Raw genomic sequence first — 16,124 nt, 5'->3', positions numbered from 1 at the left:
CACAGTGCCGCGGGTCCGCAGCAGCATCGCCGATTCCGCCCGTGCACGGAAGAACGACGCAAAGCCGCGCCGCGCCTAGTTTTCGGCCAGGGCCGAGAACAACAGAACAAGGCCCGTTTCCCACCTGCCGATCGTATTGGCGCCGCGCAAGCCGGCGTCCTCCAGGAGTGAAGATGAACAAGCGTGCTTTGGGTTGTCTGGCCGGTCTGCTGGCCGGTGCCGCGTTGCCGGTGCTGGCGGCGCCGCAAGAGGTGCATTTCGCCAACTGGGCCGACTACATCGGGCCGACCGTACTGGCGGACTTCCAGAAGGAAACCGGGATCAAGGTGGTGCTCGACGCCTTCGAGTCCGACGAAGTGCTGGAGGCCAAGCTGCTCACCGGGCATTCCGGCTTCGACGTGGTGGTGCCCTCGGCGGACTTCCTCGCCCGCCAGCTCAAGGCCGGCGTCTATCGCCCGCTGGATGACACGCTGCTGCCCAACCGCAAGAACCTCGACCCCGACCTGCTGGCGCGCGTGGCACAGTCCGACCCGGGCAACCGCTTTGCCGTGCCCTACCTCTGGGGCACCGTCGGCATCGGCTACAACCCGGCGAAGATCAAGGCGGCACTGGGCGCAGACGCACCGCTGGACTCCTGGGACCTGGTGTTCAAGCCGGAGAACCTCGCCAAGCTCAAGGGCTGCGGCGTCGCCTTCCTCGACTCGCCGGCGAAGATCCTGCCGCTCGCGCTGCACTACCTGGGCAAGGACCCGAACAGCAACAACCCCGCGGACTATGAAGCCGGCGCCAAACTGCTGGAGAGCCTGAAGCCCTCGGTGACCTACTTCAGCTCGACCAAGTACATCGCCGACCTCGCCAACGGCAACGTCTGCGTGGCCATCGGTTTCTCCGGCGACGTGCTGCAGGCGCAGAAGAGCGCGCAGGAAGCCGGCGGCGCGGTGGACGTCGAGTACAGCGTGCCGAAGGAAGGCACCAACATCTGGTTCGACAACCTGGCCATCCCCAAGGACGCGCGCAACCCCGAAGGCGCCCACGCCTTCATCAACTACCTGATGCGCCCGGACGTGATCGCCCGGACCAGCGACTACCTGCACTACGCCAACGCCAACGTGCCGGCCAAGGCGCTGATGGACCAGAAGGTCCGCGAGAACCCGGCGGTCTACCCCAACGCCGAACTGGTCAAGGGCATGTACGTCAGCCTGCCGCCGAGCCCGTCGATCCTGCGCCTGATCACCCGCGACTGGAGCCGGATCAAGTCCGGGGTCTGATTCCCCAGCCCCCCCTTTCGCACCAGCAGCCCCGGTCGCCATTGGCGCCCGGGGCTGTCTGCATTCCAGGGGGCGCCTTTTTCAACACGATTCCCAAGCCTTGCGGAAAGTGGATAGAACGCACGCCTGCCTCCGGCCGACACTAGCCTCGCCTGGCAGCACGATGCTGCGTGCGCATCCCCTTATAAAATTAAGAAACCTTCCGAGGCTTGTATGACCACCCCCGCCGAGCAACTGGAGCAACGGCTGAAGCAACAGAAAATCACCGAAGTCGAATGCGTGGTGAGCGACCTCACCGGCATCGCCCGCGGCAAGATTTCCCCCACCAACAAGTTCCTCGGCGAAGGGGGCATGCGACTCCCCGAAAGTGTTCTGTTGCAGACGGTCACCGGCGATTTCGTCGATGACGACGTCTACTACGACCTGCTGGACGAAGCGGACATCGACATGGTCTGCAAGCCCGATCCGGACGCCATCTTCCTGGTGCCCTGGGCGCTGGAGCCGACCGCGATGGTCATCCACGACACCTTCGACAAGGTCGGCAACCCCATCGAGCTGTCCCCGCGCAACGTGCTCAAGCGCGTGCTCAAGCTCTATGCCGACAAGGGCTGGAGCCCGGTGGTGGCGCCGGAGATGGAGTTCTACCTGACCAAGCGCAGCAGCGACCCGGACTTCCCGCTGGAAGCCCCCGTGGGCCGTTCCGGCCGCCCGGAAAGCGGCCGCCAGAGCTTCTCCATCGACGCCGCCAACGAATTCGACCCGCTGTTCGAAGACGTCTACGACTGGTGCGAACTGCAGGGCCTGGACCTGGACACGCTGATCCACGAGGACGGCCCGGCGCAGATGGAAATCAACTTCCGTCACGGCGACGCGCTGAGCCTGGCCGACCAGATCATCGTGTTCAAGCGCACCATGCGCGAAGCCGCGCTCAAGCACGACGTCAGCGCCACCTTCATGGCCAAGCCGATCACCGACGAGCCCGGCAGCGCCATGCACATCCACCAGAGCGTGCTGGACATCGCCACCGGCAAGAACATCTTCGCCGCCGAAGACGGCAGCATGAGCCAGCTGTTCCTGCACTACATCGGCGGCCTGCAGAAGTACATCCCGAAAGTGCTGCCGATGTTCGCGCCCAACGTGAACTCCTTCCGCCGCTTCCTGCCGGACACTTCCGCGCCGGTGAACGTCGAATGGGGCGAAGAGAACCGCACCGTGGGCCTGCGCGTCCCCGCCGCGCCGCCGATCGCCATGCGCGTGGAAAACCGCCTGCCGGGCGCCGACGCCAACCCGTACCTGGCGCTGGCCGCCAGCCTGCTCTGTGGCTACCTGGGCATGATCGAGCAGGTCAACCCCAGCGCCGCCGTCCAGGGCCGCGCCTACGAGCGCCGCAACCTGCGCCTGCCGATCACCATCGAGGACGCGCTGCAGCAGATGGAAGACTGCGACGTGCTCAAGGAATTCCTCGGCGAGAAGTTCGTGCAGGGCTACGTCGCGGTGAAGCGCACCGAGCACGAGAACTTCAAGCGCGTGATCAGCTCCTGGGAGCGTGAGTTCCTGCTGCTGAGCGTCTGATTCCGCGTCACCGACTTCACAACAACAATTCGGGAGTCCCCATGAGACTGCTGCGCACCCTTGCGCCCTTCGCCCTGGCAGCCCTTGCCTCGGCCGCACACGCTGCACCGACGGTCAGCATCTACAACTGGACCGACTATATCGCTCCGGACACCCTAGCCGGCTTCCAGAAGACCACCGGGATCAAACCGGTCTACGACGTCTTCGACTCCAACGAGACCCTGGAGGGCAAGCTGCTGGCGGGCCGCTCGGGCTACGACGTGGTGGTGCCATCCAACCACTTCCTGACCCGTCAGGTGCAGGCCGGCGTGTTCCTCGAACTCGACCGCAGCCAGCTGCCGAACTGGAAGCACCTGGACCCGGTACTGCTCAAGCTGCTGGAACAGAACGACCCGGGCAACAAGCACTCCGTGCCCTACCTGTGGGGCACCAACGGCATCGGCTACAACGTCGCCAAGGTCAAGCAGGTGCTGGGCGTCGACAAGATCGATTCCTGGTCGGTGCTGTTCGAGCCGGAGAACATCAAGAAGCTCCAGGCGTGCGGCGTGGCCTTCATGGACTCGCCCGACGAGATGATCCCCTCGGTGCTCAACTACCTGGGCCTGGACCCCAACAGCACCAACCCGGCGGACTATCCCAAGGCCGAGGCGAAGCTGGTGGCGGTACGTCCGTACGTCACCTACTTCCACTCGTCCAAGTACATCTCGGACCTGGCCAACGGCAACATCTGCGTGGCCTTCGGCTACTCCGGCGACGTGTTCCAGGCCGCCGCCCGCGCCAAGGAAGCCAAGAACGGCATCGAGATCGCCTACAGCATTCCCAAGGAAGGCGCGAACCTGTGGTTCGACCTGATGGCGATTCCTTCCGACGCCGGCCACCCGGAGCAGGCCCTGGCGTTCATCAACTATGTCCTTGATCCGAAGGTGATCGCCGGCATCAGCGAATACGTCGGCTACCCCAGCGCCAACGCTGACGCCAAGACCCTGCTGCCCGAGGAAATGCAGAACAACCCCGAGGTCTACCCGAGCCAGGCCGTGCTCGACAAGCTGTACATCGCCAAGGCGCCGCCGCCCAAGATCATGCGCCTGATGACCCGCAGCTGGAGCAAGATCAAGTTCAACCAATGAAACGAGAAAGCGCCATGAAGCACACCGAGGAGCACGCCGCGTCCTACTACGCCGCGACCGCCCGCGACCGTCAGCAGTACCCTTCCCTCGCGGGGGAGGTGCGTGCGGATGTCTGCGTGATCGGCGGCGGCTTCACCGGCGTGAACGCAGCCCTGGAGCTGGCCCGGCGCGGCCACTCCGTGGTCCTGCTGGAGGCCCGGCGCATCGGCTGGGGCGCCAGCGGACGCAATGGCGGGCAGCTGATCCGTGGCATCGGCCACGACGTCAGCGGCTTCGCCAAGTACGTCGGCGAGGAAGGCGTGCACTACCTTGAGCAGGCGGGTGTCGATTCGGTGGCCCTGGTCGCCGAGCGTATCGCCGAACTGGGTATCGAGTGCGACCTGCGCTGGGGCTTCTGCGAGCTGGCCAATACCCCGGCGCAATACGCCGCGATGGTCCGCGAGCAGGAGTCGCTGAGCGCTTCGGACTACCCGCACGAGACCCGGCTGGTGCCGCCGGAGCGCATGCGCGAAGTGGTCGCCAGCGATCTCTACGCGGGTGGACACATCGACATGGGCTCGGGCCATCTGCACCCGCTCGATCTGGTGAAGGGCGAGGCCCGTGCGGCCAAGGCCTTCGGCGCGCAGGTCTTCGAGCAGAGCCCGGTACTGCGCATCGAGCATGGCACGACCGCTGTGGTGCATTGCGCCCAGGGTCGCGTGCTGGCCAAGACCCTGGTGCTCGGCTGCAACGCGCACCTGGAAGAGCTGGAACCCACGCTCACCGGCAAGGTACTGCCCGCCGGCAGCTATGTGGTGGCCACCGAACCATTGTCCGAGGAACTGGCGGCGCAGCTGATCCCGCAGAACATGGCGCTGTGCGACCAGAAGGTGGGGCTGGACTACTACCGCCTGACGGCCGACCGTCGCCTGCTGTTCGGCGGCGCCTGCCATTACTCGGGGCGCGACCCGGCGGACATCGGTGCCTACATGCGGCCGAAGGTGCTCAAGGTGTTCCCGCAGCTGGAGCAGGTGAAGCTCGACTACCAGTGGGGCGGCATGATCGGCATCACCGCCAATCGTTTCCCGCAGGTCGGCCGGCTGAAGAGCCATCCGAACGTGTATTTCGCCCAGGGCTATTCCGGCCACGGACTGAACGTCACGCACTGGTCAGCCAAGTTGCTCGCCGAAGCCATCCACCAGGGTGAGAGCAAGGGGCTGGACCTGTTCAGCGCCGTGCCGCACCTGACATTCCCCGGTGGCAAGCTGCTGCGCTCGCCGCTGCTGGCGCTGGGCATGGCGTGGTATCGGGTACGCGAGTTGCTGGGCTGATCACTGGCTCTGCGGTAAACGAAAAAGCCCCCGATTCGGGGGCTTTTCTCTTCCGTGGCGGACTGCGTCCGTGATGCTCCGGCGCGCTGGCTGTCGCAGGCATGGCCAGCTCCTACCGGCAAACCCCGGTGTAGGAGCGGGCTATGCCCGCGACCCGCGGACAACGTCCGCGCCCATGACTGATAGCCGCTACCAGGCCCGACCGCCCTGCTTCGCCGTGGTCTTCGGATACTCGCCGAACAGCGCGAAATACGACTGGGAAAACCGCCCCAGGTGCCAGAACGACCACTTCATCGCCACCTCGGCCACGGTCATGCCGGACTCGGCGGCTGCCAGCAGGTCCCGTCGTGCCGCGTTCAGGCGCCGGTTGCGCAGCCAGACGATGGGCGGGATGCCCGCGTAATGCAGGAACGACTGCTGCAGGGTGCGCGGCGAAACGCCCGCCTTGGCGGCGAGGTCGGCCATGCCGAACTGCTCGTCGGGGCAGTCGCTCACCACTTCCTTGACCCGCTGCACCACGCGCTTGGCCTGGACGATGGAGCGCGCGCGACGTTCGCCATCCAGGGGCGCTTCGCACAGCAGCGAGAAACAGTGGGAGACGATGCTCTGCGCCACACCCGGCGCATCCATCGGGTCGCCGCCGACCGAGGCTCCGGTCAGCAGGTTGCTCAGCGAAGTGGCCACCGACTGGCAGTGGCCCGAGCGCAGCGGTGTCAGTACCAGGTCGGCGAAAGCATCGGCCGGCTGGCCCCAGTTCGCCGACTCCTTGATCACCACCGCCACCTCGCGGTAGTTCTCCGGGGTGACCCAGGCGTTGCGGGTTTCCCCGTCGAGCAGGTAGAGGGCGTTGTCGGACATGTCGAAGCTGAACACCAGGGCGCCGGGCGGGGCGTGGAACTCCTGCTCCACGCGCAGGTTCATCTGCTCTTCAAAGAGCTCGATCCCCTCGATTTCGGCGTGCAGGATGCGCCCGGCGAATCGCCCGGCGGACATCTGCGTGTACTGCTGTTCCCAACCAGGAATGGCTATGCGCTGCTGATCTACTTCTTGTGCTTCGACAACCCGGATCGCCATACCCAGCCCTGCTGGTTTTTTCAGATGGGGAAGGCTAACAACCGGCGCGATACCCGTGCAAGATCTCGAACAGCAAAGGCGCGCGGTAATTACTCGCCCAGACGAGAAATCCGCCGACCGGACGTGGCGATCAGCCCGGTCGCCCGTGCGCGCAACTGGCCGCAGCCGCCCTCTACATCCTGCCCGGCGCTGTTGCGCACCTTGGTCAGCACGCCACGGCTGTGCAGGTAGCGGACGATCTCGACGATGCGCTCGCCATCCGGGCGCTGGTAATGATCGCCTTCCAGCGCGTTGAAGGGGATCAGGTTGAGCACGCCGAACTTGCCCTTGAGCAGCCGCAGGATGCCGTCGAGCTCCTCCTGGCTGTCGTTGACGCCCTTGAGCAGCGTCCACTGGTACTGGATCGGATAGTTCGTGGCGCGCGCATAGGCCTCGCCCTGCTCCACCAGCTCCTCGGGCGTCAGCTTCGGCGCACGCGGCAGCAGATGCTCACGTAGCTCGGCATTGCTGGTGTGCAGCGACAGTGCCAGGGCCGGCTTGATCCGCTGCTGCGGCAGACGCTCGAAGACGCGCGGGTCGCCGACAGTGGAGAACACCAGGTTCTTGTGGCCGATACCGCCGTCGGTGCCGAGACGGTCAATGGCTTCGAGCACGTTGTCGAGGTTGTGCGCCGGCTCGCCCATGCCCATGAACACCACTTTGTTCACTGGCCGAACGCGCCGTGCCAGCACCAGCTGGGCGACGATCTCGGTGGTGGAAAGCTGACGCAGCAAGCCGCTCTTGCCGGTCATGCAGAAGCGACAGCCCACGGCGCAGCCGACCTGGGTGGACACGCACACGCCGCCGCGCGGCAACAGCACGCTCTCCACCATCTGCCCGTCGGCCAGGCGCACCAGCAGGCGCTCGGAGTTGTCACCGCCGGGATGACGCGAGTGGAGGGTCGCCAGGGCGTCCAGTTCGGCGGCGACCTGCGCCACGCCGTTGCGCACGCCCAGCGGCAGGAAATCCTCGGTCGCTTGCCGCTTGGTGCCGGCGTCCAGCGGCCGGCCCTGCAGCCAGGCGCGCAGCATCCGCGCGCGGTGCAGGGGCAGCGCGCCAAGGTCGGCGAGGCGTTGGTCGAGGTCGTGGATTCGCATGGGGCGCGAATCCTACCACTGCCGTGGGCGCCGGCGTAGCGCTACCGGTCTGGCTGGAGACCTGGCCGCAGCGATGCTAGGGTCAGCCCATTGCACTGCCCAGGAAGTCGTCATGCACCGGACCGCCCCGCTCGTACTCAGCCTCACCTCCCTGCTCGTCGCCAGTCTCGCCCAGGCCGCCCCGCCGGATTTCGATGCCAAGGTGAACAAGCTCGCCCAGCAGGTCATGCGCGAGCAGAACATCGCCGGCCTCGCCATCGGCGTCACCGATCACGGCGAGCAGCGCTTCTACAACTTCGGCGTGGCGTCGAAGGAGAACAAGCAACCGGTGAGCAGCGACACGCTGTTCGAGATCGGTTCGGTGAGCAAGACCTTCACCGCCACCCTCGCCGGTTTCGCCCAGGCCGCGGGCAAGCTCAAGCTGCAGGACAGCCCGACACGCTACCTGAAGGAACTGCGCGGCAGTGCGCTGGACAAGGTGACGCTGATCCAGCTCGCCACCCACACCGCCGGCGGCTTCCCGCTGCAACTGCCCGACGAGGTGAAGACGCCCCAGCAGCTCACCGACTACTACAGGAACTGGCAGCCGCAGTACCCCGCCGGCACCCAGCGCAGCTACGCCAACCCCAGCATCGCTCTGCTCGGCATCGTCACCGCGCGGGCGCTCGACGTGCCGTTCAAGACCGCGATGCAACGCAACGTCTTCGCGCCGCTGGGCCTGAGCAATACCCACATCGACGTGCCGGTGACCCGCCAGGCCATCTACGCCCAGGGCTACGACAAGGATGACGCCCCGGTGCGGGTGAACCCCGACCAGATCGCCGACGAGGCCTATGGGGTGAAATCCAGCAGCCGCGACCTGCTGCGTTTCGTCCAGTTGCAGCTGGGCGAGGTGAAGCTCGGCGACAAGCTGCGGGCGGCGGTGGATGCCACCCGCACCGGCTACTACCAGGTCGGCCCGATGACCCAGGACCTGATCTGGGAGCAGTACGCCTACCCGCCCAAGCTCGCCGAACTGCAGCAGTACAACGGCAGCAGCATGGTGCTGCAAAGCCAGCCGGTAACGGCGCTGCGCAAACCGTTGCCGCCGCAGCAGGAGGTCTGGGTGAACAAGACCGGCGCCACCGGTGGATTCGGCGCCTACGTGGCTTTCGTCCCGTCGAAGCAGCGCGGCATCGTCATCCTCGCCAACCGCAACTACCCCAACGAGGTGCGGGTGAAGCTGGCCTGGGACATCCTGTCGAAGCTCAACTGAGCCGCCCGGCGTGCCCTGCAGGAGCGGACCACGCCCGCGATACGCGGACAAGGTATGCGCCCACCAGGCGCCGCGAATGTCCGCTCGCAGGGCCGATCAACTGACGGCGCTGCTCCAGGCGTCCGTGACGGTCCGGCGCAAGAAATGTCGCAGGCATGGCCAGCTCCTACAGGGAAACCCCGGCGCGCTTTCATCGATAACGGTGATGTTCTGAATCAAAATGCCGGTAATGCTCCCTGGCGGCGGAACCTGTAGCGTGCTTCCCTGACGCATTCCGCCACTGAGGATCAGTGCCTTGCCCCGCCTCCCACTGCAACGCGCGCCCATCGACGACTACAGCCACTCGCCGCAATACATCGCCGGGAGATTCCGCAACCTCAAGGCACGCCCGGCCGAGATGCCCGAACCGGGCGCGAAGGTGCTCTGGGATCTGCTGTTCAACAAGCCGAAGAACACCGTGCCGCGAGCCCCGGTGCCGGTGCGCGCGCTGAGCCGTGAAGAGCTGGAGCAGGCGCCCGACCGCAGCCTCTACCGCCTCGGCCACTCCACCCTGCTGCTCAAGCTGCGCGGTGGCTGGTGGCTGACCGACCCGGTGTTCTCCGAACGCGCCTCGCCCTTCAGCTTCGCCGGGCCCAAGCGCTTCCACGCGCCGCCGATTGCCCTGCAGGACCTGCCGCCGATCCGCGGCGTGATCCTCTCCCACGACCACTACGATCACCTCGACCGCGCGACCATCGCCGTACTGGCCGAGCGCGCGGAAGTCTTCCTCACCCCGCTGGGCGTCGGCGACCGCCTGCTCGACTGGGGCGTGCCGGCAGAGAAAATCCGCCAGCTGGACTGGTGGCAGAGCACCACGGTGGACGGCCTGTGCATGACCGCCACCCCGGCGCAGCATTTCTCCGGCCGTGGCGTGCGCGACGGCAACCGCACCCTGTGGTGCTCCTGGGTGATCGAGGACGACAGCCTGCGCGTCTTCTTCAGCGGCGACACCGGTTACTTCGACGGCTTCGCCGAGATCGGCCGGCGCTTCGGTCACTTCGACCTGACGCTGATGGAAACCGGCGCCTACAACGAACACTGGCCCTACGTGCACATGCACCCGCAGCAGACCGTGCAGGCGCACCAGGACCTCAACGGCCGCTGGCTGCTGCCGATCCACAATGGCACCTTCGACCTGGCCATGCACGCCTGGTACGAGCCCTTCGAGCGCGTGCTTGAAATCGCCGGCGAGCGCGGGCTGGCCGTTACCACCCCGATGATGGGCGAGCGCATCGACATCGAAGCGCCGCACCAGGGCGAGCGCTGGTGGCGCGGTGTGGTGGCCGAGGAAGCCCGCGCACGCGCACCGCGCTGCGGTTGCCGCACCGCCCGCGAGAGCTGAGAGCTGAGAGCTGAGAGCCCTTGTAGGATGGCGTGGAGCGTAGCGATACCCATCAACGCATTACACCAGCAGCATGGGTATCGCTGCGCTCCACCCATCCTACGAAGAGCCCAGGAGCGCGCGTGGACTATCAATCGCTGGCCAACTCGAACAGCTGCCAGCGTACCGAGCTGACGCCCTTCTCCAGGCTGATGCGGCTGACCATGCGTTCCAGCTGGCCGGTGGCGCCATGGCCGCCGAGCAGTTCGGCGCGCACTTCCAGTTTCGCCGGGTTGGCCTGGTCCTCGCTGTGCAGCGATTGCAGGCGCAGTTCGCTGCTGTCCAGGCTGTGCAGCATCAGGCTGCGCACCTGGATCTCGTCTTCGGCGCGGCAGATGATGGCGACGCCATAACGCTGCTCCGCCTCGCTGGCCGGCAGCACGTCCTGGTGATTGATGCGCTGGGCGATGTCACGCAGCAGGATGTTGGCACAGAGCACCACCACGCTGCCCAGCGCAGCTTCCAGCAACAGCCCCATGCTGCACAGCACGCCGATGGCAGCGGTGCACCAGAGCGTGGCGGCAGTGTTCAGGCCACGCACGTTGAGGCCATCGCGCATGATCACGCCACCACCGAGGAAGCCGATCCCCGACACCACGTACGCAGCGATACGCGGCGCATCGGCGGATAGCCCCGGCATGGCCTGGGTCATCAGCACGAACAGGCAGGCACCGGTGCTGACCAGCGCGTTGGTGCGCAGGCCGGTGAGGCGCTGGCGCAGTTGGCGTTCGGCGCCGATCAGGGCGCCCAGAATGAGTGCCGCGGCGACCCGCAGCAGGAAGATTTTCCAATCCATGTTCCACCTCGTTCGCGACGCGCGGCCGCTCCATGCGCCGGGCGACGCCGGCGCGCATTCGGGTGATGGATTGCTAGGGAGCGAAGGGCCGGACCGGCCCCGCAGGGGAATGGTGCGACGTCATCCCGTGGCGGGATGCGTCGCGCCACTGTCCGCAACGCAGCGAGACAGTGGCAGGGTTCTGCCGGACGGCTCGCTGTTCAGACCTGTCGCAATCGACCAGGGCAAGTGTCCAAGGCAGGACTCCTCTTCAATTCAAAAAAAGCGGCCGGACCCGGTGTGAGCACTGCCCGGGACAACTACCGGCCGCGAGTCGTCATCATCGCCGAGCTGCCTTAAGGTTTCCTTAGCAGCCTTCAGGAAGCACCTTCACGCCAGCGCGCCGGGGTGGTTCCGACCCGCGCCTTGAACAGACGGACGAAGAAACTGACGTTCTCGTAGCCGACCTCGGCGGCGATTTCGCGCACCGACAACTGGGTCGCCAGCAGCAGCTTCTTCGCCTTGTCGATGCGCACCTGCTGCAGATAGAGATTGGGTGGCAGCTTCGTCGCTTCGCTGAAACGGCGCTTGAAGGTGCGCTCGCTGACCCCGGCCTGGCGCGCCATGCGCTCGATAGTCAGCGGTTCGGCGTGGTGGCTTTCGATCCAGTCCTGCACCCGCAGCACAGCGTCGTCGCAATGGTTGCGATGGCCCGGTAGGATCGGTCCGAGGCGGTGTGGGTCGGCGACCAGCAGGTGGGTGGCGCAGAGCTGGGCGAAACGGTCGCCGCAATCGCGGGCGAGAATATCCAGCAACGCATCGAAGCAACCATTGAGCGAACCGGTGCTGTAAAGCCCGCCCTCCTGCAGGAAGGATTCCCGCGCCACGAAGCGGCACGCTGGATAGCGCTTGCCCAGTTGCCGGACGAAGGCCCAATGCGTGGCTAGCAGGCCGCCATCGAGGCGCCCACTGGCTGCCAGCCAGGCGGCGCCCGTGGTCAAAGCCAGCACCCGCGCGCCAGCGCCGATATGCCGGCCCAGCCACGCCAGCACCCGCGCATCCGCCTCGAAGCCGGCCAGACGCGGCCCCTCGATGGCCGGCAGGACGACCAGCGAGGCGACCTCGACATCCGCCAGCGCAGCCTCCGCCGTAATGACGTGGCCGCCCGCTGCGCACACCGGCGCGCCATCGACAGAGACCACTCGCACCGCAAATGAGGGCTCCACGCCCAGGTGCTGTTCCAGCAAAGCCGCAATGCGGAAGAAGTCCGCCGCCGAAAACAACCCCATCGCCCAACAGCCGTCATAGGCCAGAATCGCCACCTGTTTCAAACACCCTCCTGGCCCGATCGGACTATGCATACGCCCGTCTGAACATCGCCTCGGGCACCTGGCGGGAATACTATGACCGAACCCACAGCGAGTCAGTACAGGAGAGTGTCATGTCGTTGCCCGTCACCACCCGGGAGCACTGGATCAGCAGCGAGAAGGGCCAGTTGTTCACCCAGGACTGGACGCCTGCCGAAACCGTCGGCGAGCCGATCCTGCTGCTGCACGACTCGCTGGGCTGCGTGACCTTGTGGCGCGATTTCCCGGAGCAGCTCGCGCGCAACACCGGGCGCCAGGTGATTGCCTACGACCGCCTCGGCTTCGGCCGCTCCGAGCGCTATCCCGGCGCCCTGCCGCTGGACTTCATCGACGACGAGGCGCGCAGTTTCTTCCCCCTGCTGCAACGGCACTTCGGCTTCGAACGCTGCGTGGTGTTCGGCCACAGCGTCGGCGGGGCCATGGCGGTGGCCTGTGTGGCACAGCATCCGCAGGCGTGCGCGGCGCTAATCACCGAGTCGGCCCAGGCCTTCGTCGAGCACCAGACCCGCGACGGCATCCGCGCCGCCGAGGTGGAGTTCGCCCGCGAAGGGCAGCTGGAGCGCCTGCAGAAGTACCACGGCGACAAGGCCTTCTGGGTGCTGCGCGCCTGGGTCGATACCTGGCTGTCCGACGACTTCAGCGACTGGAACCTGGATGCGGAACTGGCGCAGGTGAAGTGCCCGATCCTCAGCCTGCACGGCGAGCAGGACGAGTACGGCTCGGCCGCACACCCGGAGCGTTTCACCTCGGTCCCCGGCGTACCGACGATGCTCAGGCTGCTGCCCGATTGCGGCCACGTTCCGCACCGCGAGCAGCAGCCGGCGGTACTGCAGGCGGTAGACGAATTCCTTCAGCGCTATGTGCCCTAGGTCCCGTCACGCGTGGGCTACGGCGGCTACCGTCTGGCTGGAAAGTTGAATCTAATTCCGCGCAGCCCAGTCACAACGACCAGGCGCAGTCGCCTCGCCACTTCGAGACGGAGGGAGGCGGCCTGAAGGGCGTCGTTGCGCGACTGCTTCGCAGGATCCGCACAACGACCAGACTGATTTCGCCGCGCAGGTAGGTTCGAACATGTGCCGCCTTCTTCCGTTGTTGCTGCTCACCCTGTGGGCGCCCTCTTCCTTCGCCGCCTCCATCGGCACCTCCACCGACGAGAAAGCCCAGGCCGCGGTGAACAAGGCCGAAGTGCTGGAACAGCAGGTCGCCCACCCGGCGACGGCAGTAACCAGCCCGGCGCCCATCAGCAAATCCGAGGTCAAGGCGCTGGACCCGGCCGGCAAGGCGCCGCTGGACGACGCCATCACCTGCCTGTCGCGGACCATCTACTGGGAAGCCAAGGGCGGCGGCAAGGCGGATATGGAGGCAGTGGCCAATGTGGTGCTCAACCGCATGGGCCATGGGGGCTTCCCCGACACCGTGTGCGGCGTGGTCAAGCAGGGCCAGGCGCAGAAGCACTGCCAGTTCTCCTGGTGGTGCGACGGCCGATCCGACCAGGTGGAAGAGAAGAACCGCTACGACATCGCCAAGGAAATTGCCCGCCGGGCCCTGAACCAGCAGCTCAGCGACCGCACGCGCGGCGCCATGTACTTCCACGACCGCCACGCCTCGCCTGGATGGGCGAAGGAATACATCCGCACGGCAGAGACCGACGAGTTCGTCTTCTACAAGCCGCGCGGCGGTGATGCGCGCTAGGGCGCTCCAGGTCAGCTGACGGCGCTGGAACCGTCGCGCTGGCCGTCCATCCAGCGCACCAGGGCCTCGCCGAACTCCGGTGGAGCCTTGCGCCCGACGCGGCGCGCGAGGTCGAGCACGGTGTGCTGAGCCAAGGCCTCTTCCATGCGTTTCTGCGCGGTGAGCATGACCGCGTGGATCGAGCAGGTGCCGCAGGTCGCCCATTCCGGGGGCGAGCCTTCGAACACGGCGCAGCGCCCACGGATGTCGCGGCACTCGAAGATCTGCTTGTCGCCGTCGATGGCCCTGACGATATCCAGCACGGTGATTTCGTCTGCCGGCCGCGCCAGGCGGAAGCCGCCGCGCACGCCTTCGGTGGCCGCCACCAGCCCGGCCTTGGCCAGCTTGGTGAAGACCTTGGCGAGCAGCTCCTGGGGCACGCCCTGCAGCTCCGCCAGCGCACGCACGCTGGAGTCGCGGCTGTCGCCCTTCTCGTCTGTCAAATAGAGCAGGCAGTGAATACCGTACTCCACGCCTGCACTGTACAAAGCCATCACAAACTCCGACTAGATTAGTCGCACTATTCTCAAGCCCTGTCGGGCATCCGGCAAGCACTTAAGCATGCATTCTGACGAGCTGTCATCTGCGGTATGCGGGCTATCGACTCTTTTTCCTGTCCGCCGCATAAACAGAAGCAGTGGTTCTTTCCCGTCCCGCCCGTGACGAACGGTCGGAGTTTGTGGCAGAAATCGGTTGCGCCACTTAACTACGACCAATATAGTCGTAGTTATCCGAGGCGAGCCGGGAAGCGAACCGCTCCGATATCAGGCACTCGGGAACCCAACAACCTGGATTCATCCTTTTCGTCGGAGAGCACCATGAAGCAACGCATCCTGATCGTCGGCACCGGTTTCGCGGGTATGTGGAGCGCCCTGAGCGCCACCCGTCTGCTCGACCTGCACCAGCGCGGCGACGTCGAAGTCGCGGTCCTCGCGCCCCAGGCCGAACTGCGCATCCGCCCGCGCTTCTATGAGCCGAACGTGCATCAGATGGCCGCGCCGCTGGGCGACCTGTTCGGCGCCGTGGGCGTGACCTTCATCCAGGGCAGCGCCGAGCAGATCGATGTCGACGGCCGCCAGCTGGAATACCGCAACGCCAGCGGCGAAATCGCCACCCTGGGCTTCGACCGCCTGATCCTCGCCAGCGGCAGCAAGGTCGCCCGTCCCGCCCTGGCCGGCATCGAGCACGCCTTCGATGTGGACGACATCGACCAGGCCGTGCGCCTTGAAACGCACATCCGCGCGCTGCATCAGCTGCCGGAGTCCGAAGCACGCAACACCGTAGTCGTCGCTGGTGGCGGCTTCACCGGCATCGAGACCGCCGCTGAAATGCCGGCGCGACTGCGCGAAGTGCTGGGCGCGGACGCAAAAGTGCGCGTCATCGTGGTCGATCGCGGCGCCGAGATTGGCGGCGCGCTGGGCGTCACCTCGCAGTCCGTGGTGGCCGAGGCTTCCGCCGAACTGGGCGTGGAATGGCGCCTGAAGGCTTCGGTGGAATCCATCGACGAGAACGGCGTGACCCTCTCCAGCGGCGAGCGCATCGAGGCGAAGACGGTGATCTGGACCGCCGGCGTACGCGCCAGCTCGCTGACCGAGCAGGTTTCCGGCGAGCGTGACCGCCAGGGCCGCCTGCATGTGGACCGCAACCTTCAGGTGATCGGCCAGGACGCGGTATTCGCCACTGGCGATACCGCCTACGCCGCCACCGACGACGTCGGCAACTACGCGCTGATGACCTGCCAGCACGCCATCGCCCTGGGCCGATCCGCCGGTAACAACGCCGCCGCCGACCTGCTGGGCGTAGCGCCGATCCCCTACAGCCAGCCCAAGTACGTAACCTGCCTGGACCTGGGAGCCTGGGGCGCGCTGTTCACCGAAGGCTGGGACCGCCAGGTGCGTTTCCAGCGCGAGGAAGGCAAGAAGATCAAGACCGAGATCAACACCGTGTGGATCTACCCGCCGGCCGCCGATCGCGCCACCGCATTGGCAGCGGCTGACCCGATGATTCCTGTCGTGGCCTGATGCAGTGAACGAAGCCCCGGTCGGCGCGAGCCTTCCGGGGCTTTTTCTTTGGCACTTGCTGGCGGTAC

The 16,124-nt window shown here is 66.3% G+C and carries 14 protein-coding genes; 9 read left to right on the top strand and 5 right to left on the bottom strand.

The features are described 5' to 3' along the window. Nucleotides 1-173 precede the first annotated feature (173 nt). From IB261_RS13195 to IB261_RS13180, 4 genes are all read left to right on the top strand, one after another. Nucleotides 174-1,268 carry a polyamine ABC transporter substrate-binding protein gene (locus IB261_RS13195; protein ID WP_192382879.1) on the top strand — a complete coding sequence of 365 codons (1,095 nt, stop codon included), beginning with the start codon at nt 174-176 and terminating at the stop codon, nt 1,266-1,268. Nucleotides 1,269-1,481: 213 nt separating this feature from the next. Then, nucleotides 1,482-2,840, top strand: coding sequence for a glutamine synthetase family protein (locus tag IB261_RS13190; protein ID WP_081516964.1), 1,359 nt, complete (start codon nt 1,482-1,484; stop codon nt 2,838-2,840). Nucleotides 2,841-2,881: 41 nt separating this feature from the next. Further along, complete coding sequence (locus IB261_RS13185; protein WP_081516963.1) at nt 2,882-3,967, top strand: polyamine ABC transporter substrate-binding protein; 1,086 nt, start codon at nt 2,882-2,884, stop codon at nt 3,965-3,967. 14 nt (nt 3,968-3,981) lie between these two features. Next, nucleotides 3,982-5,277 (top strand): NAD(P)/FAD-dependent oxidoreductase, encoded by a 1,296-nt coding sequence (locus IB261_RS13180; protein WP_192382880.1) that lies wholly within the window; start codon nt 3,982-3,984, stop codon nt 5,275-5,277. A 189-nt stretch (nt 5,278-5,466) separates the two neighbouring features. Here the strand turns inward: IB261_RS13180 and IB261_RS13175 are convergent, their stop codons facing one another. Both IB261_RS13175 and IB261_RS13170 read right to left on the bottom strand, forming a co-directional pair. Continuing rightward, entirely contained in the window at nt 5,467-6,270 is an 804-nt protein-coding gene (locus IB261_RS13175; protein WP_225606118.1) for a helix-turn-helix domain-containing protein, read from the bottom strand. 170 nt (nt 6,271-6,440) lie between these two features. Next, complete coding sequence (locus tag IB261_RS13170) at nt 6,441-7,487, bottom strand: RNA methyltransferase (RefSeq protein WP_151186844.1); 1,047 nt, start codon at nt 7,485-7,487, stop codon at nt 6,441-6,443. A 112-nt stretch (nt 7,488-7,599) separates the two neighbouring features. Between IB261_RS13170 and ampC the strand changes: the two genes are divergently transcribed. Both ampC and IB261_RS13160 read left to right on the top strand, forming a co-directional pair. Further along, the gene (gene ampC, locus IB261_RS13165; protein WP_192382882.1) at nt 7,600-8,742 is read left to right on the top strand and encodes a class C beta-lactamase; all 1,143 of its coding nucleotides are present in this window, start codon (nt 7,600-7,602) and stop codon (nt 8,740-8,742) included. 295 nt (nt 8,743-9,037) lie between these two features. Further along, a complete protein-coding gene (locus IB261_RS13160) occupies nt 9,038-10,123 on the top strand; it encodes an MBL fold metallo-hydrolase (protein WP_192382883.1) in 1,086 nt (361 codons plus the stop codon). 130 nt (nt 10,124-10,253) lie between these two features. Here IB261_RS13160 and IB261_RS13155 read toward each other — a convergent pair whose 3' ends face one another. Further along, complete coding sequence (locus IB261_RS13155; RefSeq protein WP_081516957.1) at nt 10,254-10,958, bottom strand: MgtC/SapB family protein; 705 nt, start codon at nt 10,956-10,958, stop codon at nt 10,254-10,256. Between the two features lie 356 nt (nt 10,959-11,314). Further along, complete coding sequence (locus tag IB261_RS13150; protein WP_318653081.1) at nt 11,315-12,259, bottom strand: GlxA family transcriptional regulator; 945 nt, start codon at nt 12,257-12,259, stop codon at nt 11,315-11,317. Between the two features lie 119 nt (nt 12,260-12,378). Here IB261_RS13150 and IB261_RS13145 point away from each other — a divergent pair, with 119 nt between their 5' ends. Next, entirely contained in the window at nt 12,379-13,173 is a 795-nt protein-coding gene (locus tag IB261_RS13145) for an alpha/beta fold hydrolase (RefSeq protein WP_192382885.1), read from the top strand. Between the two features lie 202 nt (nt 13,174-13,375). After that, nucleotides 13,376-13,996 (top strand): cell wall hydrolase, encoded by a 621-nt coding sequence (locus IB261_RS13140; RefSeq protein ID WP_192223226.1) that lies wholly within the window; start codon nt 13,376-13,378, stop codon nt 13,994-13,996. A gap of 11 nt (nt 13,997-14,007) precedes the next feature. Here the strand turns inward: IB261_RS13140 and IB261_RS13135 are convergent, their stop codons facing one another. Further along, complete coding sequence (locus tag IB261_RS13135) at nt 14,008-14,529, bottom strand: RrF2 family transcriptional regulator (RefSeq protein ID WP_138214385.1); 522 nt, start codon at nt 14,527-14,529, stop codon at nt 14,008-14,010. A 324-nt stretch (nt 14,530-14,853) separates the two neighbouring features. Here IB261_RS13135 and IB261_RS13130 point away from each other — a divergent pair, with 324 nt between their 5' ends. Continuing rightward, nucleotides 14,854-16,056, top strand: coding sequence for an NAD(P)/FAD-dependent oxidoreductase (locus IB261_RS13130; protein ID WP_192382886.1), 1,203 nt, complete (start codon nt 14,854-14,856; stop codon nt 16,054-16,056). The last annotated feature ends 68 nt before the right edge of the window (nt 16,057-16,124 follow it).

Source organism: Pseudomonas sp. PDM20, assembly GCF_014852575.3.
GTDB lineage: Bacteria > Pseudomonadota > Gammaproteobacteria > Pseudomonadales > Pseudomonadaceae > Pseudomonas.
This window is presented reverse-complemented; position numbering and strand designations above follow the sequence as displayed.